We start from the raw sequence: 26,000 nt of genomic DNA, 5'->3' as shown, positions 1-26,000 counted from the left end.
CTACCCTTGTGATGATTTAGTGTGGTCACGCTCAAGTCGCGCTGCTCGAAGCCGTTCAGTCTTTGCATCAACTGCAGCCCTTTCTTTTTCCAGAATGGCTTTGGCTGTCTTGTCGGTAACAGCGTTCTTTGTTTCCATTCTAGTGCGAGGCTGCTTGAAGAGCGTTTCTTTGGTGGGCTCTCCCATATTTTACTCCCCTTCTGGCTATTGATTCCGTGTTTGGATCAGAAAAACAGGACCAAAATAAAAAAGGCCGGGCTAACCCGACCTTCCAATAGTCTCAACGAGCAGTGCCAGTACATCCGTGGTCAAAGATCGGAGACAACATTTCGTCTCTGATTACAGAGCCTGTAGGTTATCGGCGGCCTTCTTGCCCGAGCGGCGATCAGCTACCAGTTCGAAGCTTACTTTCTGGCCTTCATTGAGCGAGTGCAAACCTGCACGCTCAACAGCCGAAACATGAACAAACACATCAGGAGAACCATCATCAGGCTGAATGAATCCAAAGCCTTTTGTGCTATTAAAGAATTTTACTGTTCCGTTGGTCATATTGAATATCCTTCAAATCGAACGGTTAAATAATAACGAAATTAAATTCGTCGCGAGTTTTACGATTTGAAAGAAAAAGAAGGGCTTTTAATTTTGGCCGCGTCGTTCGATGACAAAATCGATTTCGGATATTTAGCCCTTCCATGTCTGTTTTACAAGAGCAGAGATATTTTAAAGACAATAACAGCACAAAACTACCGAGCTGCCATTGCATTTTTAAATGATCCTAAAGGGCCGGAAGCGGAGCCCAATCCGTCCTGATATCTCGGAGGCTGTCATCAAGTTAGCATCGCGCGAAGCCATCTGATTGCCAGTCAAGAACCCATGCTCTTTCAATTCTGACGACCAAGATAAGGTCCGAGTCGGCCATTCGGCTTTTTGCCGTGAATTGGAATAGCTGCGGCCAAGACATAACGCCGCTAGCTCCCGAATGCGAAAATCTCGCCTGGTTTTTCAGGCGGGCTTATGATTTGCGACTGGAGGATAATGGTCGCCCCGCCCCTCCAGCATGTTTTGCCTGCCACGTGGTACAGGCGAACACGACATCTTGGGCCCCATTTCCTGGGCCTTTATTTGCGGTCAATTCGTTATAAGGTTTTGGCAGTAACTTATAACTACATAGTTCAGCTCGCCTCTGATCGATCAACTCATTCGAAAGGCCCAGGATGAAAGAGATCGACATTAGCTATAGAACGATGTTTGCGGAGTTGGCGCAGCGGACAATAGATGCACAATTCGTAACAGACTTCCCTTTAGAAAGATGGTTTGTGAGGGTGACCGTCAAAGATCGCGAATATTGGTATTTCGATCTCTCCACTCCCGAGGGCAAAGACAAACGAAACTACGTCGGTCCCGCCAGCGACGAAGCGATCACAAAGCGGGTAAGAGCCCACAAAGATCAAGGACAACATCCGCGAGCGTAGACGCATGGTTAGCACGCTGCGACGCGCCGGCCTTCCCAGTCTTGATCCCTTCGCTGGTAACGTCACGAAAGCCTTAGCCGACGTTCGGTTGTTCCGGCTGCGCGCCATCTCGATTGGGTCGGTGGCATTCAGCACCTATGCTGGATTGCTCGGTGTCTGGCTTCCCTCCGCGGCGATGCAGACAGGCGACGCCAACTTCGCCCAGGACTTCGCAATATCGGCTGGCGTCCAAGATAGTCTCCCGCCAATCCTCGAAATCCTCCGGGTAGTCGATCCTGAATTCCGAGCGGTTCCGCACCAGACCGATAAGGCCAAGGTCGTCGCCTTCGTGAACGCCAAAGGCTATCGGATGGAGTTCCTGACCGGGAATCGGGGATCAAAAGAATACACAGGCAAACCGTCGCCCATGCCCGTCCTCAGCGGCGCGTCGGCAGAGAATTTGCGGTTCCTCGACTACCTGATCTATGAGCCTATCCGCACGGTGTTTCTTTTCCGCGAAGGCATAAACGTTCTCGTTCCTGCTCCCGAGAGGTATGCCATCCACAAGCTGATTGTGTCCTCTCGAAGACGCAATGACATGTTGGGGCGCTTGAAGGCCGACAAAGATCTGACGCAGGCTGCTTTGCTCTTCGCAAGCTCTCGTGAAAACGCGCCACGGCAATGAGCTTTGCGATGCTTGGGAGGAAGCATGGGCACGCGGTGATGCGTGGAAAGCGGGCATCATCAGTGACCTATCTAGATTGCCCAAAAACGGAGTTGCAGCGCTAAGAGAGACACTCGGTTCCCACGTTGTAGAAGAATTACTCAAAAAGTGATTGAAACATTTTTGCGACAAGCGAAAGACAGCAACAGACCAGTCTATGATTGCCAGGTTGGGCGTGAAAGTCCGACTTACACGACAGATTGTTGCGGCCCCACTGTCCGCTTCTATCCTCTCTTCCTGCAAGCCGACTGACACCCCCCACTCACTAACGGTCGTTGAAGCATGAAAGTAGAGCTACCGCTCTAAAGCATGTGAGCGCTAAGCCAATGTCTGGAATAAGAGCGCTTTACTGACTGACAATCTTCGACTCTCATTGCTGTCATTCAATGGGTTGATCAAAGTGTCAGAAACCGGACATGGTACAACAGCAAAAACGCGTCACATGTCTCCAGACTCTTGTAAAAGAATACAATCGAAGCAACATTATGAAACACGCAGGCGAAATACTTATCCTCACGGGACCACCCGGTTCAGGGAAGACCACCACGGGACTAGCCCTTGCCAAAGAATCCGGCTCGCCCAAGGTTCATCTACACTCGGACGACTTCTGGCACTTCATCAAAAACGGCGCCATCCCGCCGTATTTGCCCGAGGCAAATGAACAGAACGCCGTGGTCATGGACGTACTCGCAGGTGTTGCCGAAGCCTATGCCAAGGGCGGCTATTTTGTCATCGTCGATGGCATAATCGGCCCTTGGTTTCTGCAGCCGTTCAGGAGACTTGCCACGCCTCTCCATTACGTTGTCTTGCGCCCGCCGTTGGATGTTGCCATCCTCCGCTGCCAGGAGCGTGGAGGTGCCACGTTGAACGACCCGGCGCCGATCACGGCACTCCATCAACAGTTCTCATCGATGGCTCAGCTTGAAAGGCATGTTCTGTCTACCGATGGAAAAGACCGCCATGAAACGCTCGGCATGGTGATTGAGGCTGTAGAGGGCGGCAAGTTTCAATTGGCGACATAGAAGTCCCTCGCTGAGAATTGGGAATCTCCCAAGTTTGGCGATATAATTTCTACTGTTGATTTTTTCGGAGGAATTTCGATTGCAATAGTGTAAAACTCAGGTTCGAACGACAGACTTTTCAGACACAGGAAGACCATTTTCAACATCTGTCGGCTCGAAACCAGCCACTCGCGTTTCTGTCCATCACGGACATTTAAAGCTTGATCAGTGGAACGACTGCTTTGAGAAGTGTGTGAGTGGCACACCAGTTTCAAACATGAAGGCGCATTCCGGTCGGAGAGGACAATATCCCTTTCTGTCCTTCTTCTTCTCTGACGTGTCGACTTCAGGAGACAGACAGAAAACCCACCCGCTTCAATTGGGCAGGCTTTGGAATGTTTTGTGACCGAAGGGTAAAATGGACACCACCCACCCCTTCCAATCGGCCGCTTCGATCATTTGCAGAGACACGCGATCATTTCCATATCAGGCCGTGAAGTAGCTCAATATTTCTGCCGTGCTGTGCACTTCAGCAAAGGTATCTTCCAATGACACGAGTGCAGACTGGTGCAATTGTTCGTGGGGAATAATGACACCCTGATGATTAGACAGGTCTCGCGTGGCGCTGGCGTCGGCTGAGACAATCACCTGGTAACCCAGAGGAGCTGCATCCCTTGCGGCACCCGCTACACAAGCATGTGTCATCAACCCGGTAATGATCAGGGTCGTTGCACCGGCGGCCTTGAGCTGGACGTCGATATCGGTGCCTTGGAATACACTGACCTCAGATTTCCTGATGACTGCATGGTGCTTCTCTGGAGTGATATCGCGATGAAAAGCGACCGTTTCCCCGCCTTCGGCAAAAATGGGAGACCCGGAAGGTGTAATGTGCTGGACGTGGAAAACGGACATTCCAGCCTTGTCGGCTTTTTCAATCAAAAGCTTCGCATTCTCTAGTGCTGCTGCACCATTGGGGATGGGTAGTCGCCCGCTGAAATACTCCTCCTGAAAATCAATCACAAGGAGTGCCGTTACAGAAGGGTCCAGCCTGGAGGTTTCGGGAGCACCGGCGATTGCTCTTATCGTGGGATGTTGCATCATAACGTCCTCTTGTTCAAAAGATGCAATTGCTTCGCCTGGTTTCGATCGACATGAAAGTGGCTCATCGGACAATTTCTGCTAACATTGGGCCAAACGGAAGATGGAACCCTTTAATGCACACTGTAGCTGTCTTGGCCTACGACGGAATAAGCCCCTTTCATCTTTCAGTACCGGGTATCGTGTTTGGCGACGACCTGCTGAAGCTCGGCATTCCGCGATACAATTTGCATGTATGCGCAGAACGCATCGGTCCGATAAGAACGCTTTCCGGATTTGATATCGACGTAAGACACGATTTATCGGTCGTGGAGCAGGCTGACACTGTGATCATACCTTCCTGGGGCGCTCCCGATGACATTCCCCAGAAAACACTGATTGACGCTCTGGTAAAGGCGAAAGCACGCGGTGCCAGAATTGTGGGGCTTTGCTTGGGGACATTCGTTCTGGCTTATGCAGGTCTTCTCGAAAAAAGAACTGTTTCTACACATTGGGCCTGGGCAGATGACTTCCAAAAGGCCTATCCAGACGTCCACCTCGACAGAGATGCGCTTTACTCCGACGAAGGAGACATCATTACCTCGGCTGGCACGGCGGCGGCCATTGATTGTTGTCTCTATATATTGCGGAAGGATCAGGGTGCGGAAATTGCCAATCGTGTCGCCCGAAGACTGGTCGTCGCGCCTTATCGTCATGGCGGGCAGTCCCAGTATATTGAGATGCCGATACCGGATATAAGCCGCACCAACAGTCTCTCCAAGGCAATGGACTGGGCACTGGCTCATCTGAATGAAACCATCACCGTCGACGTTCTCGCCAACCGGGCCAATATGAGCCGCCGCAGTTTCACGCGCCATTTCCGCCAGAAAACAGGGACAACCCTGGTCCAGTGGTTGCTCAATCAGCGGCTTTCCGTTGCGCAGCGCCTGTTGGAAACTGGCGATTGTTCCGTCGAGAATATCGCCAGTATGGCAGGCTTTGGTTCAACGGTTTCATTCAGGCTTCAGTTTGTTAAAACATTCACTTTGTCTCCTGCAATCTATCGCAGACATTTCAGAAGCAGAAACATCCGGTTATGATTTAACCGCACACCATTTAAAACAACACCCCATTGCATCGCTGGAATTGAAAGTTGATTGGCGGCTTTCGGGAGTTCGCAGAACGCATACTGGCAGTTCCTGACGTCATGACTGTGTTGATGAGGTACAAGCAGGCTGGAACGGTTGATCGGGGTCTCGCCTAGCGGCATCAAACTGGTTCACGTGGTGCGCAAAAGCAAGGCGTCGTTGCAACACAACTCCGGGGCAGATGGCTACGCACGAATGTACGCAGCCACGTTGTTCAGTGCAGTGAGGCGCTTGCCGCAAGCCGCTCATCCTTGTCGTGCAGTGCGAAGCGGTCAATCATATCAGCACTCGCTTCGTTGAAGCCGAGGACTTCGACCTCGTCGCCTGCCTGACGGAACTTCAATACGATCTTGTCCAACGCGCCAATTGCGGTGATGTCCCAGAGATGGGCCTTTGTCAGATCGATGATGATCCGCTTACCCTTATCCGTGAAGTCGAACGCATGGATAAAGGCTTCCGCCGACGCAAAGAAGACCTGCCCCACCACTGCATAGGTGACACTGTTTTGTTCGGCATCCTCCACGCGCGTGACCCTGAACAGACGGGCTACCTTACCAGCAAAAAAGATGCCGGACAGAAGGACGCCAACGATCACGCCTTTCGCCAAATCATGCGTTGCGACGACAGTGATGACCGTCGCCAGCATGACGACGGATGACGGAAGCGGATGGCGTCTCAGGTCGAGGATCGACCGCCAGGAGAAAGTGCCAATGGAAACCATAATCATAACCGCAACAAGCGCAGCCATGGGGATGATCTGGACGAGGTCGTTAAGGACGACGATCAGGAACAACAGGAAAGCACCCGCGACGAACGTTGAAAGCCGTCCTCGACCGCCAGATGTTACGTTGATGACCGACTGTCCGATCATGGCGCATCCGCCCATGCCGCCGATCAGTGCCGAGGCGATGTTCCCCGCGCCCTGTCCAACGCATTCCTGACTCTTGTTGCTCGGCGTGTCCGTCATGTCGTCGACGATCTGCGCGGTAAGCAGCGATTCGAGCAGGCCGACAGCAGCAAGCGTCACCGAGTATGGGAAGATGATCTGCAGCGTCTCCCAGGTCAACGGAACCTGCGGAAGCATCAGGAATGGGATAGAAGACGGTAGCTCACCGAGGTCGCCGACGGTGCGCAGGTCGATGCCAAACCACCACGCCATGGCCGTGAGGACCACGATGGCCACGAGCGGCGATGGAATCGCCTTGGTCACGTATGGAAAGAGATAGATGATGGCGAGGCCGCCTGCGATCATCACGTAGGTAAGCGTCGGGACCCCTATGAGTTCGGGCAACTGGGCCATGAAGATCAGGATCGCAAGTGCGTTGACGAAGCCCGTGATAACCGAGCGGGAGACGAAGCGCATTACGCGGCCGAGCCTCAGCCATCCCGCGACGATCTGGATGACGCCCATCAGAATAGTGGCCGCGAACAGATACTGAAGACCGTGCTCTTTGACCAACGAGATCATGACGACAGCGGTCGCAGCCGTGGCGGCAGAGATCATGCCCGGCCGACCGCCCACAAAGGCGGCCACGCAGGCAATTGCGAAGGAGGCATAGAGCCCCACCTTGGGATCGACACCCGCAATCACCGAGAAGCCTATCGCTTCCGGGATAAGCGCGAGAGCGACGACGATACCCGAAAGCACGTCGCCACGGATGTTGGAGAACCACTCCTGACGGTAGTTTGAAAGAGTTCGCATGGGAGATTTTTCACAGTTGAGGCAACGGGCCGAGGGAAACTCGGTCCTCGAAAATGGAATAGGTTGCGTTGCTGTGTTGTCTGGCGGATCGGCGGCCAGAAGAGCCACCCGGAGTTTCACCGGGTCCTTGTGGATGACGCTAAGTAGCTCACGCAGTCCAGTTTTGCAATTACGTCTCAGTCTGAACCCGCTCGCCACAAAAAATAGGCTGCGGCGTCAAGGTGCGGGTGTGACACCGGTTACCTTCAATGCGTTGGCTCCCGTTCAAAAAGTGGTCTCGATCTGAACAGAGATAAAAAGTTGCGACACCGGTCACGTCGGGTAACGCTGCGTTGTCGTTTGGACAGAAAAACTGAAAAGATACTTCCGATCTTTCTCTACATCTTGATGCATGCAAGATATGAGACGCATAATTGCGGAGCGATTTTAGGGAATTCAATCAAATCGGACGACACATTTCCACAATCAAAGCGTCAAATCGTTGTCGAACGTCCGGGCTAATTTTCGGGCAACTCATTCTCCAGTCCAAGCAACAAATCATCCGAGAGATTACGAATTGCCCGCGTCACTTCGAGAGCCGTCCAACCTGCGTTTGTAGCGATATCAATGAGTTCGACTAATCGGGCAGAAATAGACTCTTGGCAGTCTATCTCTCTGCCTGGGTATCCTCCATCCCTTTTGGGACCGAATATCAATCCTGGCGGTGCACTCACTAGAACCTCCTCAAGAAAGTCGGCTTATCGATGATATATCTCATGACGCTCACAAGCCGAATTTCTCCTCTATGCACGAGTTTAGCACAATTTTTTGTTGCAGCTATCTATACATATCCACTCAAGCCATATTCTGAACCATCATCGCGATGCATCAATATTTATATGAGCATAATCATCCCACGGACGCGTCCAGCAGAATAAGAATCGAACTCGCCATTGCTATTTATTGTGGAGTTTGGGTTGGTGATCAGGCAAACGCTAAATAGTCACTGGGTGTGCATCTAGAATTGTATGTGCGAAACCGTGATCAGCGGGCTCGGTCCGAAGAAAACCAGTTCTCTTAACAGAAGTGGATAAGGCGGCGATGACGCAGCGTGCAGAACGCATTTCGTACGTTCTTCGCACCTATTCGACGGAGATAGTGAGGTTCAGCGTGTGCGCTTTGTGCCCACCGAAAGGGCCTCAAAAACTTCCCTCTCCAATTTCTATAGCAGGCTGACCAAATCTGTTTTCATTGGATCTCCTTTCAGGAGTTCCATCTCAATGATCGTCCATAGTGCGATCATTGCCGGCGAATCCTGCGTACCTCGATTGAAAATAAATGCTCGATATCCAACCACTCAAGCACCCCGCGGTCCAGATTACATACCATATCCCGGACTTCCCACCATCATAACAACGTTTTACACCTGCCGCGAAATACGGCCACGCGCAGACAATCCAACCGAACGAACTCATCCTCTGAATATGTACTGGGCCATATGTATCAGAGCGGGTCGTAGCAAAGAACCACCAAGCAACCCAGTTTAGGAAAACGAAGGCGAGAGGGATTGTAATCGTAAGGAAGCCGCCCAATCCGACCCTTGAATGAAAACAAAGAAATCATAGTGTCTCCGCTTCGCAACGATGTTGGATTTAAAAGACCATCAAGGCATGAACATTGCCACTGCGGCGGCGCCCATTACCAGGGTGGCAATCCAGCCGAGTGTTAAAAGCGGTAATCCAATTCGGTAAGCACCCATCACAGATTTGTTTGAAGCAAGCAGAATCACCACCACCATCAAAGGAACGGCCACGACCCCGTTTATTACCGCACTCCAAAATAAGGCCTTCATGGGACTTATGGGGGAATATTGAATCACAAGCCCGAGCAAAATACTAACTGTGATAATGCCATAAAAGCCCCGTGCGTCAGTTGCTTTGAGTTCAAGACCGGATTTCCAGCCCAGAGCTTCAGATAATGCGTACGCACCGGCCCCGGCCAGAACAGGCACGCCAATGAGACCGACACCAAGAATGCCAAGTGCGAACAAAATATAAGCAAAATTGCCCGCCAGCGGCTTAAGCGCAGAGGCTGCTTGGGCAGCGGTTTCAATATTTGTTATGCCCTGTACGTTCAATGTGACCGCGGTAGCCAGTATAATAAAGAAGGCCGTGACGTTGGAATATAGCATACCACTCCAAGTATCCCAGCGTATGCGCTGAAGCTCCCTAGGGGCGGCGGCCGCATCCCTTGAAAGGGGAGCTTCATTGTTTCTTCCATGCATTTCTTCTACTTCCTCTGAAGCTTGCCAGAAAAAAAGATAAGGACTGATCGTAGTGCCGAAAACACCGATGATCATGGCAGCGGGATTAGAATCCACGGCAAATGTCGGCCACATCGTGCGCCGCGCCACTTCCGCCCACGGAACGTGCACAGCGAATAAAACACCGGCATACGCCAGTAAGGAGAGTGTGAGCCACTTGAGGAAATAGACATAGCGATGATACGGGATGAATACTTGAAGCAAAAGCGTCGCAACTACAAACAAGGCTGTCATCAGATGGCGGTCGACACCACTGACCAGTTCGGCAACTTCACCCATCGCTGCGACATCAGCGGCTATATTAAGTACGTTGGCGATTAACAGCAACAAGACAACGCTTCTGACAACAATTGGCGGATACGTTTGCTTGATATTGGCGGCCAAACCCTTTCCTGTGACGCGACCAATGCGACCGCACATAGATTGCATTGCCGCCATCAGCGGGAAGGCAACAGGCATGGTCCACAGCATATTGAAACCAAACTGAGCACCAGCCTGAGAATAGGTTGCAATTCCACTGGGATCATCGTCCGCCACGCCAGTAATCAGGCCCGGCCCCACACGCGACAGGGGGTGCTGTTTTAGGCGTGACCAAAGAAACTCAAACCGAATCCCTGTTTGAGACTTCTTCATGCTTCCTTTGCCAAGTGCCATGAGCCCGCCCCTAGATCAGTCTAGAACCAATTCGGGTATTTTTCGAATATCAGTTCGACCAGAATACAGACGTCAAAGCCCGCTTCGCTTTAAGAAAAAACTATCGCGAATGCATCCTATTCAAGGTATACCTTTGCGCCTAGTTCCGGCAACAATATTCAAGGGAGATCCGTTTTTCGAAGGATCCGCGGGCCGTTGAGCTCGATCTTAAGCGTGAACGAAGCGATCAACTCACAGAAACACCGCTTTATTGCAGTATATCCGCACAAAAGACGGCAACGCACACACGATTGAAAGCGATGGCACGTGCATGCCTGACTGTGCATATCGCTCCTGAGATCAAAAACTCTGATTTAATTTGATCTCAAACAATGCGACGCAATTTTGCAGCTGTTATTGTCTATGCTGTCGGCAAAAATTTCGGGCTAAAATTCTTTAAACGCAACGTGAGACCAATAATCTAAATAGCATTGTGCTAGAGCGCATCCCGAAAAGTGTGAAACGGTTTTCGGAAAAGATGCGCGTAAAAACAAATGATTAGAGCGCCGATCTGATCCAATCAGATCGAAACGCGCTCTAGTGTAGTCGATCTGAAGCAAAGGAAATGCGGCTTGGACAAGCAGCTGATTACTTTCAATGCCGGTTCGTCCAGCGTGAAAATCGGTTTTTTCGCGTATGATGGGGAACAGATCGTAAAATTCTCCCGAGGTGGGATCGATCTGAACGGCTCACCCTTAACCTTTCGCTTACGGGGAGAACTTTGCAACCTAGATATCGTATTAGATACATCTGGTGCAGATGAGATCGCTGTGATCGTTGAAGAACTTTTCTCGAGGCTCTCGACGCATACAAATCTCTCCCGTATGCTGGCAGTTGGCCACCGGGTGGTTTTCGGCGGTGACCAATTCATCCAGCCAATCTTGGTCGATGATAAGCGCATCAACGCAATTGAAAGACTGTCAAGTTTTGCTCCGTTGCACCAAGCGAAAAGCGTCGCTTTAATCAGAGGCATCCAAAAGCTCTTTCCGCACGTCAAGCAAACCGTATCCTTTGATACTGCGTTTCATCAAACTATCCCGGAAGTCATTCGCCGCTTCGCGCTTCCACGTGAATTCCACGAGCGTGGCTTAAAGCGATATGGCTTTCATGGCCTCTCCTATAAGTCGATAATCGGCAGTTTTTCCCAGAAGCAGCCAAAGCTTGCTGTCGGAAGGATCGTAGTCGCACATTTAGGCAGCGGAGCCAGTCTTTGCGCCATCAAGGGGGGCAAAAGCATCGATACAAGCATGAGCTTCTCGACACTGGACGGTATTCCGATGGCAACCCGCTGCGGAGCACTCGATCCGGGCTTGCTTCTTTATTTTCTGCAACAAGAGAACATGTTTCCAGATGCGCTATCAGATTTGCTCTATCATCGCTCGGGCCTTCTCGGACTCTCCGGAATAAGCGGTGATACGCGCGATCTCCTTGAAAGCAACGCACCCCATGCCCGTGAGGCTCTTGAAGTATTCACTCTGCGTATAGCTGGTGAAATTGCCCGTCTTGTTTCCACTCTTGGCGGTCTCGACGCACTCATTTTCACTGCCGGAATTGGGGAGAACCAGCCAGAGATTCGCGCTGCGGTTTGCCTACGCCTCTCTTGGCTAGGGATAGATCTCAATATTAGTGCCAACAATCGAAATACGTTCCGGATCACCACCAACTCGAGCCGTACGGCTGCATTTGTACTTCCTACCGACGAAGAACGTATCATCGCCTTGGAAACACTTCAGGTTCTTGAGAACAGCGCCGCTTAAACCATAACTGACATGACTGCGTAAATCAGTGAAGGAGACGAAGCATGAGCAGGGCATCACCTCTTGGTCCTCTTAATTCCGAGGAGCTTTCGCTAATTGATCGATATTGGCGCGCGGCCAACTATCTATCGGTAGGGCAGATTTACCTCATGGACAATCCGCTCCTGCGCAAACCGCTTGAACCGGAACATATTAAGCCCAGATTGCTCGGTCATTGGGGTACGACGCCTGGCCTCAATTTCATTTATGCTCATCTTAATCGCATTATCAAGCAACAGGCTGCCAATGTAATCTACATATGCGGCCCCGGTCACGGCGGTCCGGGCATTGTGGCGAACACCTATCTCGAAGGAGTGTACTCGGAGATATACCCCGCAATAAGTCAGGACGAAGCAGGCATGGGCAAGTTATTTCGCCAGTTTTCATTTCCTGGCGGCATACCAAGCCACGTCGCGCCTGAAACACCAGGTTCAATTCATGAAGGCGGAGAACTTGGATACTCCCTCGTGCATGCCTATGGCGCCGCTTTCGACAACCCAAATCTGGTGGTTGCTTGTGTCGTAGGCGATGGCGAAGCAGAAACAGCAACGCTTGCCGCTTCATGGCATTCAAACAAGTTTCTCAATCCCTCCCGCGATGGCGCAGTCCTGCCGATCCTGCACCTCAATGGCTACAAAATAGCGAACCCTACTATACTCGCGAGACTAGCAGATAATGACCTAACGAACTTGTTCATCGGTTATGGCTACGAACCGTTCTTCGTCGAGGGCAGCGAGCCGGAAGCAATGCATCAGAAAATGGCGCAAACACTTGACGCGGTCTTCGAACGTATTGCTACAATCAAGAAGAATGCCGATGTTAAATCACCAGAACGTCCGTTCTGGCCCATGATCATCCTGCGAAGCCCGAAAGGCTGGACGGGTCCCAAAACAGTCGACGGTCAAATTGTAGAGAATTACTGGCGTTCGCATCAGGTGCCTGTTGCGAACTGCCGGGAAAACAGCGGACACAGAAAGATCCTCGAAAACTGGCTAAATAGCTACAGTCCGGAGGACTTGTTTGACGAAATGGGTACATTGAAACCCGAATTACGTGAGCTCGCTCCAAAAGGCGAGTTACGCATGGCTGCCAATCCACATGCCAATGGAGGATTGCTGCGCACCGAACTTCACACACCCGATATCCGTAAATATGCTGTGTCTATGGATCAACCTGGCGTGAAAGAGGCACAATCAACAAGAATTTTTGGTGAATATCTCCGTGACGTTCTAATGCTGAACGAACATGAGAAGAACTTTCGCATATTTGGTCCAGACGAGACAGCTTCCAACCGTCTCGGCGCTGTTTTCGACGTTAGCGACCGTGTATGGATGGCTGAAACGCTTGATACAGATGATCATCTGTCGTCAGACGGGCGGGTATTGGAAGTATTAAGCGAGAACTTGTGCCAAGGTTGGCTCGAAGGCTATTTGCTGACCGGAAGGCACGGGTTCTTCTCTTGCTATGAAGCTTTCATCCACATCGTTGATGCGATGTTCAATCAACATGCGAAATGGTTGCAGGTTGCGCAAAAATTGGAATGGCGAAAGCCTGTATCGTCACTCAATTATCTCTTGACGTCTCATGTGTGGCGTCAGGATCACAACGGTTTCTCTCATCAAGACCCAGGCTTTGTTGATCTCGTCGCCAACAAAAGTGCAGACGTGGTTCGAGTTTATTTTCCACCGGACGCCAACACGTTGCTGTGGGTTGGCGATCATTGCCTGAAAACCTGGAACCGAGTGAACGTGATAGTGGCGGGGAAGCAGCCAGAACTACAATGGCTCGCAATGGAGGACGCCATACGCCATTGCGAAGCGGGTCTGGGCATATGGGACTGGGCCGGGACGGAAGACGGTCTGGAACCAGACATACTGATGACTTGCGCGGGCGATGTCCCGACCATGGAAACCCTTGCTGCGGTTGATCTACTGCGTCAGTCTCTACCGCACCTGCGCATCCGCGTTGTCAATGTCGTGGACCTGATGGTTTTACAGTCACCGCAGCATCATTCGCACGGTATTTCTGATGAAGATTTTGACCTGATGTTCACAACCCACCGTCCGGTCATCTTCGCTTATCACGGCTATCCTTATCTCATTCACAGGCTCATTTATAAGCGCGCCAACCACCCTAACTTCCACGTGCGAGGCTTCATCGAAAAGGGGACAACGACAACGCCTTTCGATATGGCGGTTCTCAACGAACTGGACCGCTTTCATCTGGCGATTGAGGCGATAAGGCGTTTGCCATTAAACAACGAGGTGGCGCTACCTCTGATTGCCAACTTCGAGGAAAAACTGACATTGCATAAGAAATACGTTTGCGATCATGGCGAGGACATGCCGGAAATCAGGGATTGGAAATGGCCTTACACCAGATGAACCAGGCGTTCTCAAAACCGCCCACGAAAGCCGTATCGAATGATTAAATCCTCTGGCCCTTGAAGAAGGAAGACAAACTGTGCTGAAGCTGAAGTTTCTGGGGGAAGCCGGAACTGTGACCGGTTCAAAATTCTTGCTCTCATTCAATGCGAATAACATTCTCATTGACTGCGGGCTTTTTCAGGGACTGAAGAACCTACGAGGGTGGCGTCGCCTTAACCGATTGCGGACGTCGTGAGTTCTTGAAGGGCGAATTTCAGAGCGCAGTCGACAATGCGATTTCACGCCAGGTAGTGACGGCGATTGCGCGGAGTTGGCGGTGTTCGTCGGCGGTCAAGCATTTGCGGTGAAGGAGAAACAGATTGGCGGTCTGGCCGTGAGTTGAGACGAAGCGTTGACATTGTCGCGCGGACTTGAAGCGCATCATACGTTGCTCTCGTCGTCGTACTGGTAGATGCGAATTCTCAGCTCGATTGTTCAATCTCTTGTGCGAGCGATGTTCGACGCCAGGCATCAACTCGGCCTTCGCGGCCGAATAGGAACGCAGCTTATCGGTTACCATCACGCGGGGTGGTCCCCTGGCCCTTGAGCAGTTTTCTCATCAAACGAAGCGCTGCTACCTTGCTCATTCGGCTTTGCAGCAGGGCATCGAGGACGTAACCGTTGGCATCTACGGCGCGCCACAGCCAGTATTTCTTTCCCTTGATCGTCACCACCATCTCATCGAGCTGCCACTTGTCGGCAAAGTGGCCTCGTGAGCGGCGGCGGAATTGATGAGCGAACTTCAAGCCGAATTTCGCCGCCCACTCGGCGACGGTCTGAAACGTGACGATGATGCCGCGCTCCGCCAACAGATATTCCACGTCGCGCAGGCTCAACGGGAACCGATAATGGAGCCACACCGCATGTGCGATGATCTCGGCAGGAAATCGGTGGCGTTTGAAGTGGGCATGTCGGGCTTCGGTCATGACGCTTGAATAACAAGTCAATTCAAACCAGCCGGTTAAGGCGACGCTATCGTGGAGGCCGTTGTTCGCAGGCTTTCGCGAAAATCATTCCCCCTTCTTGATTGGGAGGAACTTAAATGCCGAATTGGTCAAAGTCCTTGCTCGGACAGGTGTGCATAGCACTTGTTCTCGGTGTCACCGCTGGCTTCTTCATACCTGACATGGCGATGCAAATGAAACCGCTCGGCGATGGTTTTATCAAACTGATCAAGATACTGGTTCCAGCGATTGTCTTTTGTGTGGTTGTACATGGAATTGCTGGCGCTGGCAGCCTCACCAAGGTTGGGCGCGTCGGCGTCCGGGCTCTTATCTATTTCGAGGTCGTCACCACAATCGCGCTCGCGCTCGGCATCGTTGTTGCATATGTCTTTGGTCCGGGCCACGGCATGAACATCGATGTCAGCAAGCTCGATGCGTCCGCCCTTTCCACCTATGTGGAAAAGGCACACGATGTCTCCAGCGGCGGCACGGTAGAGTTCCTGATGAAGCTCATACCCACCACGATTGTGAGTGGTTTCGTCCAGGGTGACATCCTGCAGGTACTTCTGGTTGCTATCCTCTTTGGTTGCGCACTTGCACAAGTTGGCGAGCGCGCCAGGCCGCTTCTCCATATCATCGAGATGGCTGGCGAAGTCGTCTTCAAAATCATGGCATTTATCGTTCGCCTGGCACCGTTTGGCGTATTTGGCGCCATAGCCTACACATTCGGCAGGTACGGCATCGGATCATTGGCGCAACTGGGCTACCTGGTGGTTTTGTTCTACCTGACAATTGCGCTTTTCGTCGCCATCGTACTCGGTTCCATACTGAGGGCTGCCGGTTTCAGCATCGTGAAGCTGCTGCGCTATTTGCGCACTGAAGTCAGTATTGTTGCGGGTACAGCCTCGAGCGATGCAGTCTTGCCCCAGACCATGCGCAAACTTGAACATCTGGGTATAAAAGACTCCACAGTCGGCCTCGTCATCCCAACCGGGTATTCGTTCAACCTTGACGCATTCTCGATATAATTGACACTTGCCGCCGTATTCATAGCCCAAGCCACGAATACCCCACTTGCGTTCGGCGATCTCCTGGCAATTCTCGGTGTTGCTTTGGTAACGTCCAAAGGTGCTCATGGCGTGCCGGGTTCGGCGATTGTCATTCTTGCCGCGACGCTGGCAGCCATCCCCAGCATCCCTGCCATAGGGCTGGTCCTTGTACTCTCGGTGGATTGGTTCATGGGCATTGCGCGCGCACTCGGCAACTATATCGGCAATTGCGTGGCAACCGTCGTCATCGCATCCTGGGTAGGCGATATTGATAAGGATCGCGCCCGCAGGATACTGGACGGACAAAGCGTGTCGGCACCGGATTTACCGGTTGTCGAAGCAATCACGCAGAACATTGGCAAGCCGGATCCGCTATCCCGACCGCAGATGTGACGCGATGAAAAACCTGCATCAGATGGTTTCCAAATACGGATGGAAGGGAAACCATCTGATATTGCAGCTTTGTACGAATAGTTTTCTACAAGGGTTGCTGAGCTCTATACAGGAAAAGCGATAAAACGGACTTTTAGAACTCCGCGAGCAAACCATTCCCTCATCAATGCGAAGATGTGCACGACGACGTAGAAAAGAACGAAACTCTATCGGTTAGACCGAAGGCAACGGGTGAGGAAACGGGCAATAGACCTACGACCCTTCTGGCATCAGCACGCAACGGTGCCCCGGCCTCAACCGTGTGACGTGCGTAAATCCGGCCTGAGGACAGTCGGAGCGCAAATCGCCCGCCCGCTCGAACTTATCCTTCTTGTGACGGCCGGCACTTCGATTTGAAAAGACATTTTTATTCTGACAAACCAGATACTCAACATACAGGAGAGCAGAATCAAACATTATGCATTGTGAAAGTTTGCGACACGGAAATCGTGGATACGATCTGCGCCAAACAGGAACCAATTTTCAGTTGAACACGGCTTCGCCATAAGTATTGTGTGGATTCACCCCAATCAATCGCACAGTCCAATCCAGGCACGAAAATAAAATGAAACTTTTTTACACCGCCTTCATTATTGCAATTGCCACCACTGCTAGCGCGAACGCGGAAAGAAAGCCCACAATTCTGGATCTCGCTGAGCAGGGTTATGAAATTAAATCGGCGACGGGAAACTATGTATTTTTGCAGAATGAAGAGAAAATTTACATCTGTTCCTTTCTGCAGGTTAGCGAATACAATGTTGCCTCGGGTGACATTGATGCCATCAAGTTCGACTGCGCTGCCGTGGTCAAGTAATTTTGCCACAAGATCCGGCGCGCACCATAGCCGCTCCAGTTTTCATCCAGATTAGTCAGTTCGGACAGATAATGAAAATAGTAGTTTTTGCTCTCGCCGTGATCCAGATCGTGATTGGTCTGTTGTTTATCATTGACGCCCCTTCAACGCAGCGATTGATACTGGGGACAATATCATTTGGACTCGGATCAGTTTGTTTTGGACTTGCAGTGATGATCGGGCAGCTGGATTCCATTCGATTCAACCGCAACTAATCTGTTCTCGGGGTCCGCCTTGAAGCAAAAAACTGAATCCGTTCCCCACCGCAGCTCGAGTATCAAAGCCGGCTTTGTTCAGTTACCGGATCAGGTTGATCCCACACCCAAAGTTCATTCGTCAGACTATGGCGCATCGGGAGCTTCGGCACCAGATTGACATTGTTCTCCCGAAACATCCTCTTTAGGTGGCAAAATGATCATTCTGCAGAAACCTGCTCTTTCCTTGAAATGCCGAGTTCAGAAGTGCTTCTTGTTCGAATGTGCCACTGCCCCAACGAGATAGAGAAACGGTAAGAATGGCTGACGATCGTAGCATTACTATCACCTATGCGCCGAACGTGGATCAGATACCGGACTATGTTCTGGGCTTTGAACATCAGGCCTATCAAAATTACCGGATGATGTTCGACCGGTCGTGGGATCGGCATTTCTGGTGGATCAGAACGAACCTTTCCTTTTGGTCCGCCGTTGTTGCCGGCCTCATTTGTTCTGTAACGTTGGCATTTATCCCCGGGGCACGGGCCAGCCTTGATTATTGGATCCTAGCGCCTGCGCCTCTTGTCGCAATTGCTGTATGGCTTGTCCTGTGGATCGGCTCGAAAAAGTCAAATCGCGAATATAGTGAAACCATAGCGCACTGGAATATCGAACAGGAGCTTGCCTTCTCTCCTCACTTCCATGTCAAAATTGGACCAACGGGCTTCAGACAGGCCACACGAATCTATACGATCGAACTGAGTTGGGCGATGTACCATCATGCAATCTTGCAGTCAGACAATCTGATCCTGGTTTTTCAAGGCACTGTCGCAGTAATTCCAAACAAAGCGCTACCGACAGCTCCCCAGGATATTGTCAATCGGATCCATTTATGGTCTGCGGCCCAGCAAAACGAAATAAAGCCTTTGCTCACTCTGTGAGATTTAACCACGGGCTACAATTCGAATGTGCTTCCTTGAGATGGCCAGCAAGGCAATCGACATGCCCGCACTGTTGTCGAATGCGTCAATTCAGCCAAACACGTCAGCCGTCTTCCTGACCATGCCCTCGACGTCAGCCCAGCTACACAGACTACCATCGGGGGATAATCTGTGTGCTCGACATGCTCCTTGAATAACGACCCTTTATAAATGTTCCCCCTCGCGGAACAACTAGGTAGGCATTCAACATCGCGCGCTCGTCGTAGCGCAAGCTCACGCTGTCGTCGTGAAGGCGATAGTTCCTGATTGAGAATTGCTCCCGTCACAAATCGGCAACGAAAGGTGTTGCAGGGTTTGGGAGTTTTGTGACACCAGAGGCGGCAATCTACCAGAATGAGTGGCGATGAAAGCAGATCTGACGTAATACTCCTAAATGCCCGCTGCTGTTTCGCCGAGGATCGCCGATTTTGTGAACGCCCTTCCGTTGAAGGAGGGGCTTCGCATACTCGAAATCGGATGTGGTCCAGGTGTTGCCGCACGAGAGGTCAGTCGAAACATTGGAAGCGGCTTCGTGCTTGCCATAGATCGGTCCGAAAAGGCGATACGCCTGGCGCGCACCGGATCAGAGCAAGAAATTGAATCAGGCCGCCTGGAGTTTAGGCAGGTGGCAATTGAACATCTCAAGCTTTCAGCACGTGATGAACTTTTTGACATGGCGTTCGCAATGCGCGTCGGTGCACTGGATGGCCGTCATCCAGAAGTCACCAGGCTTGCAATCAAGAGCATCAGGGCTGCACTGAAACCAACGGGCAGGCTGTTCATCGATGGCGGCAATCCGTTAAGAGAAGTTTCGCTGCAACCTTGACTGTCGAGCCGAGGAGCGCCACGTCATTGTGAAACGTGGCTCTATCAACAATTTCGAAGCGACGCTCCACCATAGTCATGGCGACCACCTGTTGCTCAGCCAGCACTAGGCCGAAAGCTCTCTTCTGATAATCTCCGCACCTGCACTCAAGGCCCGCAGCTTTCCAGTCGCCACTTGACGAGACAAGGGTGCCATGCCGCAGTTCGTGCAAGGATAGAGCTTGTCGGCATCGACGAACTTAAGGGCTTTCCGCAGAGTGTTGGCAACTTCCTCCGGGGTTTCCATGGCGTTGGTTGCCACGTCGATGGCGCCCACCATCACCTTCTTGCCTCGAACAAGTTCGATAAGTTCGATTGGAACATGCGAGTTATGGCATTCCAGCGAGATTAGATCGACACTCGATTTCTGTAGCTTGGGGAATGTTTCCTCATATTGCCGCCACTCTGTTCCCAGGGTCTTTTTCCAATCTGTATTGGCCTTGATGCCGTAACCATAGCAAATATGCACGGCAGTCTCGCACCGAAGCCCCTCCATTGCCTTCTCGAGGGTTTCGACGCCCCAATCATTCACCTCGTCAAAGAAGACGTTAAACGCCGGTTCGTCGAACTGGATGATATCGACACCGGCAGCCTCCAGTTCCCTCGCTTCGTCATTGAGGGCCTTGGCGAATTCCCAGGCCAGCTTCTCTCGACTTTTATAATATGCATCATAGAGCGTATCGATCATGGTCATTGGCCCCGGCAAGGCCCATTTGATGGGCTGCCGGGTCTGCTGACGTAAGAACTGGGCGTCTTCGACAAAAACCGGCTTTGGACGCGATACAGCACCAACGACTGTCGGCACACTCGCATCATAGCGATTGCGGATCCTGACCGTTTCACGCTTTTCAAAGTCAACTCCGTCAAGGTGCTCGATAAACGTCGTGACAAAATGCTGGCGTGTTTGCTCGCCGTCACTGACGATGTGAATGCCTGCCTGTCGCTGATCGTCCAATGCCAGACGCAGGGCATCCCGTTTACCTTCAATCAACTGCTCATCCTGCAATTTCCAGGGGGACCAGAGTTTCTCAGGTTGTGCAAGCCACGAAGGTTTAGGCAAGCTACCAGCGGTAGATGTGGGCAACAGTTTTTTCATGATGGGCGACCTTATGTATCGACTTACTAAAGGGAGTAATTGGCAAACCATTCTTCAAGAACGGTCTTATATGGCTTCATGAAGTGCTCCTCAGCAAACCTCCCCTGCTCAACAGCAAGCCTGCTACGCTCTTCGCGATCGTAGACAATGCGAGTCAGTGAATAGTCCTGATGGTTCAAATCTGGCTGATAACAGGCCCCGGCCACGGAATTGGCGTTATAAATCTCGGGTCTATAGATCTTCTGAAAGGTTTCCATCGTGCTGATCGTGCTGATGAGTTCAAGATTGGTATAATCGCCGAGGAGATCGCCGACAAAATAGAAGGCAAACGGCGCAACGCTGTTCGGCGGCATGAAGAAGCGTACCTTTAACCCCATTTTCTGGAAATACTGATCCGTCAAAGACAGTTCATTTTGTTGATATTCTGCGCCCAATACAGGATGGCGATTTCCAGTACGATGATATGTTTTACTGCTGGAGACACTCAGGCATATGACTGGCGGCTTACGAAACTGCTCTTTGTAAGTATTCGAGTTGAGGAAGCATTTGAACAGTTTTCCATGGAGGTCCCCGAAGTCATCCGGAATGCTGAATGTGGTGCGACCATTATTGTATTCGGGCAGCACGACGCTGAAGTCATAATCACGCACGTAAGAAGAGAAATTGTTCCCAACGATACCTTCGACGCGTTCATTTGTCTTCCGATCGACGATATTCGCTCTCAATATTTCATTGAGTGGGAAAGTATTCTTGCTGCCTTCCGCATCAATGACCATCTCCACCGAAATAATCTCGAGTTTAACGGAATAGCGATCGCCTGTTGGGTTGTCCCAATGCACCAGCGCGTTGAAACGGTTGTCAATCATCCTCAAGGCGTTGCGCAGGTTCTCCTGGCGATTTTCTCCTCTGGCCAAATTGGCAAAATTGGTCGTGATACGCGTACTGTCCAAGGGGAGATAGTTCTCATCAAAATGATGGCTCTTGACGCGGAATGTAAAGTCGTGACGCATCGTGATCCGCGGGCGATCGACGACCGGCCCGCCCCTGGCGGCGACTGGAATTGCGGTTTGAGACATGGCTTACCCCAATAAGTTGGGGGCATGGGTCAGCGGACACATAGCAAAACAGACCGTTAGACGGTCTTCGCTACGGCACACCGGGACACCCCGCCCGTGGACGTTATTTTGCCAAGGCAGGTCTCCTGGCTCGCGGGTCATTGCTCTCGTCCGTCTTCCCAGGGAGAACCCCAGTGACAATCTGGACGTCAGCTTGCCGCTTACAGTTGCGGGGGCAGCGCCGGCTTTCCCGAATGAGACGGGGCACGGACTTCCCTCTTAGCTCCGGCGTATCGAACACGACAGCCGGAGAACCTAGGCATTACAATCTTCCTGCATCGGCCACATAATGTCAATAGAATATAAAGAGATGTTTATATCTTTAAGTCATTGACCGCGAGATTGAGTTCCGCATCTACCGTTCCAGTTGCACCAACGCAATTGATCGATCATCTCGCTATCAATCTCCAGCTACCCACCTCCCCGACACTGCGCGAAGATTTATACGCAGCGGCAAGGAAATACGGATACGGATTCTCGGGCACTTGCGAACACTCGACTGAAAGCCATTTTGGCTTTCCCGCTATCAAACGCCACGGTTTGCAGCTTGCTTGGCAGAGCCGCCCTTTGGCAGACAGAAGGCGTCCGTTCAATGATCAGGAATTGCTTAACCCCAATGTTAACATTGATCGGCTTATGATGCGCCCCGGCTATCCAGGAGTTCTCGCTTTAGCAAAGTCTCAAGCCACTCGGCAAACACATGCAGCCGGCGTGAGAGATGTTGCTTATGCGAATAGAGCAGCGTCATTGGCATCGGTTCGGCGCGATAGTCAGGCATCAGCTCAACGAGTTCACCGGCATCGAGATGGCTTCGCACATCGTAAGCCGGAATCTGGATCACCCCGAGCCCGGCGAGACAGCAGGCAATGTAGGCCTCAGCGCTGTTGACGGTGACCCTCCCGCGCATCGGCAAGGTGCGCAAGGTTCCGTCTTCCAGCCATTCCCAGTCCTCAACGCGACCGCTCGACGGTGATGCGTAGTTGACAGCCCAATGCTTGTCGAGATCGTTTATTTCCCTTGGGGTTCCATGTCTCGCCAGATAGGCGGGGCTTGCGACATTGATCAGGGCCAATCTGCCGATTGGGCGAGCAATCAGGCCTGAATCGCTCAAGAGACCGACGCGGACAACACAATCCACGCTATCCTCCACCAGATTCACCGCACGATCCGTAACTCCAAGGTCGATGTCAATCTGTGGATAGCGCTCAAGGAACTCCGGAAGCGCTGGCGCTATGATCAGGCGACCAATCCGACCGGGGACATCAATGCGCAGCCTGCCCGATGGTTGAGCTGCACTCTGTCGGAATAGATTTTCCGTTTCCTCAACATCGGCGATAACACGTTGACAACGATCGTAAAAAGCCGTCCCGTCCTGGGTCGGCGAAACCTTGCGGGTGGTGCGATGAAGCAGCCGCGCCCCAACCCGTCCTTCAAGCTCCTGAACCGCGGCGGAAACGGAGGAGCGCGGCACGCCAAGCGTGTCGGCGGCACGGGTGAAGCTCGCACATTCAACGACACGGGTGAAAATACGGAACAGATCAATGCGGTCCAAGGTACACGGGAATCCTTATTGTACTGCTTTTCTGACAAGTGAAGTCAGAATGATAATCTTTATACCGAAATTATAGACGATATCTTTTCCCGACGAAAGCGGCCGTTGGTGTGGTCGCACGTTGGCTAAGGAGGCCACCTCATGACCGATCACAGCATCAAGGGCAAAACTGTTATCATCGCCGGTGGGGCAAAAAATCTCGGCGGACTGATCGCCCGCGATCTTGCAGCACAGGGCGCGAAAGCGATCGCTATCCACTACAACAGTCCGGCGACCAAAGCCGATGCTGAAGCAACGGTGGCGGCGCTCAAGACAGCCGGCGCCGATTGTGTCGCCATCAAGGCCGACATGACGACGGCAGGCGCTGTCGAAAAGCTTTTCGCAGATGCTGTCGCCGCTATCGGCAGACCGGATATTGCAATCAACACGGTCGGCAAGGTACTCAAAAAGCCGATTGTTGAGATTTCCGAAGCCGAATATGACGAGATGAGCGCCGTCAACGCCAAGAGTGCTTTCTTCTTTATCAAGGAAGCCGGCAAGCATCTCAACGACAACGGCAAGCTGGTGACACTCGTTACCTCCCTGCTCGGTGCGTTCACGCCCTTCTACTCGAGCTATGCCGGCACCAAGGCGCCTGTCGAGCACTTCACGCGTGCGGCCTCGAAAGAGTTCGGTGAGCGCGGGATTTCGGTGACGGCCATCGGGCCCGGACCGATGGACACACCGTTCTTTTACGGCCAGGAAAGCGCCGAGGCCCAAGCCTATCATAAAACGGCGGCGGCGCTCTCCACCTTCTCAAAGACCGGACTTACCGACATTGAGGACATCGTTCCTTATATCCGTTTTCTTGTCTCCGATGGCTGGTGGATGACGGGCCAGACAATCCTCGTGAACGGCGGTTACACCACCAAGTAACAAGACCAGCAACCTGTCGGCCAAGCCCGGGTCCCAGGAGTTCCGATCCGCCTCCTTGAGACCGGCTTCGCTCGGAAGAGGCGGCAGCAAGATTTGTAATCGGTCCATGATTGCAACACCTTGCTGCCATTCCTCCAGTTATGCTTCTGGCGAGTAACCGAACGTTACCGTTGGGTTTTCGGCTGTCTCCACCCAGATACTCTTTGCTTGCGTATAAGCCATCAGCGCATCCTTGCCGCTCGAGCGACCGTAACCGCTGCGGCCGAAACCGCCAAACGGCGACATGACCGAGATTGTTTTATAACCATTGATCCAGAAGGTTCCGGCCCGCACGCTGGCTGCAACACGATGAGCCCGCGCGACATTCTCGGTCCAAACGGCACCTGCGAGACCGTAGGGATTGTCGTTGGCGAGCGCAATTGCTTCCGCCTCGTCGTCAAAAGGCATGACAGAGACAACCGGACCGAACACCTCTTCCCTGGCAATCGTCATTGCCGGTTCAACTCGATCAAGGATTGTCGGCGCATAGTAGTAGCCCCCGGTTTCCTCCAGTGCGTCAGGTTTCTTTCCACCTGCCACAAGTATCGCACCTTCGGCCACACCATCCCGAACCATCTGATCAATCTTCATCCATTGACGCGCGTTGTTGATCGGACCGACATGCGAGTTATTGTTAAACGGGTCTCCGACAACAATACGATTGGCAGCATCAACGTAGCGCTCCACAAACGCCTTGTGGATGGACCGGTGAACTAGCAAGCGTGACCCGGAAACGCAGCTTTGCCCCGCTCCGCTGAAGATAGCCGACTGCGCACCAACAATCGCGCGATCCAGATTGGCATCGGGGAAAACAATATTGCCGGATTTTCCGCCCAGTTCCAAAATACACGGAACCACATTTTTTGCAGCAGTCGACGCAATCGCTGATCCGGCCTGTGCTGACCCGACAAAAACCACCAAACCCGTACGTGGATGGGATACGGCTGCCTGTCCGGCAGTTGGACCTTGGCCTGCAATCACGTTTACCAATCCGCGCGGAGCACCACCCTGCTCGCACATCAGCCCCAGGATGAGTGTGGAAAGTGGGGTTAGCTCGGAAGGTTTGATGACAACGCCATTTCCGGCACAGATTGCGGGTGCGATCTGCCATCCACCAGTAAAAAGGGGGGCATTCCACGGCGTAATCTGCGTGACCACACCAATTGGTTCATGCCGGGTATAGTTGAGATGGCTGCTTGGTACTGGAATAACATCACCATAGAGCTTGTCGCACCAGCCGGCATAATATTCAAACATCTCTGCCACACGGACCGCCTCGCCGCGAATGTCGCGGATGGGGCGACCGGCGGAACGGCTCTCGATTTCGGCGATCAACGGTGCATGTTCGCGGATACAGCGGGCGATTTGGTTCATTACACGACCGCGGGCTGATGCCGTCAGTGCCATCCATTCCCTTTGAGCACGAGCCGCACTGTCCATCGCCGCATCGATAATCGACTGGTCTGCATCCTTGAATGAGGCAAAAACTATACCGGTCGCCGGGTCCGTCAGATTTTGCTCGTTGCCACTTCCGGCAACTATCTCACCGTTCACAAAACTGCCAATCTCACTCTTCGGAAAGAAACTCTCGAAAATTTGAGCAATACGTGCGGCTTGTTCTTTGGGATCATGTAGTCGCGTCATAAT

19 protein-coding genes, 3 pseudogenes, 1 riboswitch and 1 other annotated feature are annotated in these 26,000 nt (G+C 52.1%); of the genes and pseudogenes, 11 read left to right on the top strand and 11 right to left on the bottom strand.

Annotation, left to right across the window (positions count from 1 at the left end):
- A complete protein-coding gene (locus tag AC1RHM_RS07515; protein ID WP_078337441.1) occupies positions 1–186 on the bottom strand; it encodes a hypothetical protein in 186 nt (61 codons plus the stop codon).
- Positions 187–339: 153 nt separating this feature from the next.
- Positions 340–549 carry a cold-shock protein gene (locus AC1RHM_RS07510; RefSeq protein ID WP_078337443.1) on the bottom strand — a complete coding sequence of 70 codons (210 nt, stop codon included), beginning with the start codon at positions 547–549 and terminating at the stop codon, positions 340–342.
- A 66-nt stretch (positions 550–615) separates the two neighbouring features.
- Here AC1RHM_RS07510 and AC1RHM_RS07505 point away from each other — a divergent pair, with 66 nt between their 5' ends.
- The 3 genes and pseudogenes from AC1RHM_RS07505 (at position 616) to AC1RHM_RS07495 (ending at position 3,197) form a co-directional block, all read left to right on the top strand.
- On the top strand, positions 616–810 hold the full coding sequence (locus AC1RHM_RS07505; RefSeq protein WP_151612489.1) for a hypothetical protein: 195 nt from the start codon (positions 616–618) through the stop codon (positions 808–810).
- Between the two features lie 404 nt (positions 811–1,214).
- Positions 1,215–2,287: pseudogene (locus tag AC1RHM_RS07500) on the top strand (nucleotidyltransferase family protein).
- Positions 2,288–2,660: 373 nt separating this feature from the next.
- Positions 2,661–3,197 carry an ATP-binding protein gene (locus tag AC1RHM_RS07495; protein WP_010660385.1) on the top strand — a complete coding sequence of 179 codons (537 nt, stop codon included), beginning with the start codon at positions 2,661–2,663 and terminating at the stop codon, positions 3,195–3,197.
- A gap of 465 nt (positions 3,198–3,662) precedes the next feature.
- On the opposite strand, the gene AC1RHM_RS07490 is transcribed toward AC1RHM_RS07495, so the two are convergent.
- A complete protein-coding gene (locus tag AC1RHM_RS07490; RefSeq protein WP_010660386.1) occupies positions 3,663–4,277 on the bottom strand; it encodes a cysteine hydrolase family protein in 615 nt (204 codons plus the stop codon).
- Positions 4,278–4,297: 20 nt separating this feature from the next.
- On the opposite strand from AC1RHM_RS07490, the gene AC1RHM_RS07485 reads away from it, so the two are divergent.
- A complete protein-coding gene (locus AC1RHM_RS07485) occupies positions 4,298–5,353 on the top strand; it encodes a GlxA family transcriptional regulator (RefSeq protein ID WP_235907487.1) in 1,056 nt (351 codons plus the stop codon).
- A gap of 262 nt (positions 5,354–5,615) precedes the next feature.
- On the opposite strand, the gene AC1RHM_RS07480 is transcribed toward AC1RHM_RS07485, so the two are convergent.
- The 3 genes from AC1RHM_RS07480 to AC1RHM_RS07470 form a co-directional block, all read right to left on the bottom strand.
- A complete protein-coding gene (locus tag AC1RHM_RS07480; RefSeq protein WP_029928529.1) occupies positions 5,616–7,103 on the bottom strand; it encodes a SulP family inorganic anion transporter in 1,488 nt (495 codons plus the stop codon).
- 74 nt (positions 7,104–7,177) lie between these two features.
- Positions 7,178–7,233, bottom strand: a sequence feature (sul1 is cis-regulatory element that is thought to sense ions involved in sulfur or methionine metabolism; They are found in Alphaproteobacteria).
- Between the two features lie 1,126 nt (positions 7,234–8,359).
- A complete protein-coding gene (locus tag AC1RHM_RS07475) occupies positions 8,360–8,674 on the bottom strand; it encodes a DUF805 domain-containing protein (RefSeq protein WP_432475235.1) in 315 nt (104 codons plus the stop codon).
- 71 nt (positions 8,675–8,745) lie between these two features.
- Entirely contained in the window at positions 8,746–10,059 is a 1,314-nt protein-coding gene (locus tag AC1RHM_RS07470; protein ID WP_208617829.1) for an NRAMP family divalent metal transporter, read from the bottom strand.
- Positions 10,060–10,670: 611 nt separating this feature from the next.
- On the opposite strand from AC1RHM_RS07470, the gene AC1RHM_RS07465 reads away from it, so the two are divergent.
- Together AC1RHM_RS07465 and AC1RHM_RS07460 are read left to right on the top strand one after the other, a co-directional pair.
- Entirely contained in the window at positions 10,671–11,855 is a 1,185-nt protein-coding gene (locus tag AC1RHM_RS07465) for an acetate/propionate family kinase (protein WP_151612487.1), read from the top strand.
- Between the two features lie 44 nt (positions 11,856–11,899).
- Positions 11,900–14,278, top strand: a complete 2,379-nt coding sequence (locus AC1RHM_RS07460; protein WP_094515219.1) for a phosphoketolase family protein — start codon at positions 11,900–11,902, stop codon at positions 14,276–14,278.
- Between the two features lie 256 nt (positions 14,279–14,534).
- On the opposite strand, the pseudogene AC1RHM_RS07455 reads toward AC1RHM_RS07460, so the two are convergent.
- Positions 14,535–15,246: pseudogene (locus AC1RHM_RS07455) on the bottom strand (IS6 family transposase).
- A 116-nt stretch (positions 15,247–15,362) separates the two neighbouring features.
- On the opposite strand from AC1RHM_RS07455, the pseudogene AC1RHM_RS07450 reads away from it, so the two are divergent.
- From AC1RHM_RS07450 to AC1RHM_RS07435, 4 genes and pseudogenes are all read left to right on the top strand, one after another.
- Positions 15,363–16,706: pseudogene (locus tag AC1RHM_RS07450) on the top strand (C4-dicarboxylate transporter DctA).
- Positions 16,707–17,310: 604 nt separating this feature from the next.
- A complete protein-coding gene (locus AC1RHM_RS07445; protein WP_010660401.1) occupies positions 17,311–17,559 on the top strand; it encodes a hypothetical protein in 249 nt (82 codons plus the stop codon).
- A gap of 553 nt (positions 17,560–18,112) precedes the next feature.
- Entirely contained in the window at positions 18,113–18,733 is a 621-nt protein-coding gene (locus AC1RHM_RS07440; RefSeq protein WP_029928543.1) for a hypothetical protein, read from the top strand.
- A 433-nt stretch (positions 18,734–19,166) separates the two neighbouring features.
- Positions 19,167–19,598, top strand: coding sequence for a class I SAM-dependent methyltransferase (locus tag AC1RHM_RS07435; RefSeq protein ID WP_010660404.1), 432 nt, complete (start codon positions 19,167–19,169; stop codon positions 19,596–19,598).
- 105 nt (positions 19,599–19,703) lie between these two features.
- Here the strand turns inward: AC1RHM_RS07435 and AC1RHM_RS07430 are convergent, their stop codons facing one another.
- The 3 genes from AC1RHM_RS07430 to AC1RHM_RS07420 form a co-directional block, all read right to left on the bottom strand.
- Positions 19,704–20,732 (bottom strand): methionine synthase, encoded by a 1,029-nt coding sequence (locus AC1RHM_RS07430; RefSeq protein ID WP_151612485.1) that lies wholly within the window; start codon positions 20,730–20,732, stop codon positions 19,704–19,706.
- Positions 20,733–20,758: 26 nt separating this feature from the next.
- On the bottom strand, positions 20,759–21,742 hold the full coding sequence (locus tag AC1RHM_RS07425) for a DUF1852 domain-containing protein (protein ID WP_492332516.1): 984 nt from the start codon (positions 21,740–21,742) through the stop codon (positions 20,759–20,761).
- A 164-nt stretch (positions 21,743–21,906) separates the two neighbouring features.
- Positions 21,907–22,121: riboswitch (cobalamin riboswitch) on the bottom strand.
- Between the two features lie 360 nt (positions 22,122–22,481).
- Positions 22,482–23,399 (bottom strand): LysR family transcriptional regulator, encoded by a 918-nt coding sequence (locus AC1RHM_RS07420; protein WP_010660407.1) that lies wholly within the window; start codon positions 23,397–23,399, stop codon positions 22,482–22,484.
- A gap of 141 nt (positions 23,400–23,540) precedes the next feature.
- On the opposite strand from AC1RHM_RS07420, the gene AC1RHM_RS07415 reads away from it, so the two are divergent.
- Positions 23,541–24,314: an SDR family oxidoreductase gene (locus AC1RHM_RS07415; RefSeq protein WP_094515218.1), complete on the top strand. Its 774-nt coding sequence runs from the start codon at positions 23,541–23,543 to the stop codon at positions 24,312–24,314.
- 138 nt (positions 24,315–24,452) lie between these two features.
- On the opposite strand, the gene AC1RHM_RS07410 is transcribed toward AC1RHM_RS07415, so the two are convergent.
- Complete coding sequence (locus AC1RHM_RS07410; protein ID WP_151612483.1) at positions 24,453–25,997, bottom strand: aldehyde dehydrogenase family protein; 1,545 nt, start codon at positions 25,995–25,997, stop codon at positions 24,453–24,455.
- Positions 25,998–26,000 lie beyond the last annotated feature (3 nt).

The organism is Brucella sp. GW823-FHT04E01 (assembly GCF_058796175.1).
This window is presented reverse-complemented; position numbering and strand designations above follow the sequence as displayed.

Bases quoted from the DNA above. Each gene is read 5' to 3' on its own strand.
- AC1RHM_RS07515 (WP_078337441.1), bottom strand. From the start codon at position 186: ATGGGAGAGCCCACCAAAGAAACGCTCTTCAAGCAGCCTCGCACTAGA.
- AC1RHM_RS07510 (WP_078337443.1), bottom strand. From the start codon at position 549: ATGACCAACGGAACAGTAAAATTCTTTAATAGCACAAAAGGCTTTGGA.
- AC1RHM_RS07495 (WP_010660385.1), top strand. From the start codon at position 2,661: ATGAAACACGCAGGCGAAATACTTATCCTCACGGGACCACCCGGTTCA.
- AC1RHM_RS07490 (WP_010660386.1), bottom strand. From the start codon at position 4,277: ATGATGCAACATCCCACGATAAGAGCAATCGCCGGTGCTCCCGAAACC.
- AC1RHM_RS07485 (WP_235907487.1), top strand. From the start codon at position 4,298: ATGCAATTGCTTCGCCTGGTTTCGATCGACATGAAAGTGGCTCATCGG.
- AC1RHM_RS07480 (WP_029928529.1), bottom strand. From the start codon at position 7,103: ATGCGAACTCTTTCAAACTACCGTCAGGAGTGGTTCTCCAACATCCGT.
- AC1RHM_RS07470 (WP_208617829.1), bottom strand. From the start codon at position 10,059: ATGGCACTTGGCAAAGGAAGCATGAAGAAGTCTCAAACAGGGATTCGG.
- AC1RHM_RS07460 (WP_094515219.1), top strand. From the start codon at position 11,900: ATGAGCAGGGCATCACCTCTTGGTCCTCTTAATTCCGAGGAGCTTTCG.
- AC1RHM_RS07445 (WP_010660401.1), top strand. From the start codon at position 17,311: ATGAAACTTTTTTACACCGCCTTCATTATTGCAATTGCCACCACTGCT.
- AC1RHM_RS07440 (WP_029928543.1), top strand. From the start codon at position 18,113: ATGGCTGACGATCGTAGCATTACTATCACCTATGCGCCGAACGTGGAT.
- AC1RHM_RS07435 (WP_010660404.1), top strand. From the start codon at position 19,167: ATGCCCGCTGCTGTTTCGCCGAGGATCGCCGATTTTGTGAACGCCCTT.
- AC1RHM_RS07430 (WP_151612485.1), bottom strand. From the start codon at position 20,732: ATGAAAAAACTGTTGCCCACATCTACCGCTGGTAGCTTGCCTAAACCT.
- AC1RHM_RS07425 (WP_492332516.1), bottom strand. From the start codon at position 21,742: ATGCGTCACGACTTTACATTCCGCGTCAAGAGCCATCATTTTGATGAG.
- AC1RHM_RS07415 (WP_094515218.1), top strand. From the start codon at position 23,541: ATGACCGATCACAGCATCAAGGGCAAAACTGTTATCATCGCCGGTGGG.
- AC1RHM_RS07410 (WP_151612483.1), bottom strand. From the start codon at position 25,997: ATGACGCGACTACATGATCCCAAAGAACAAGCCGCACGTATTGCTCAA.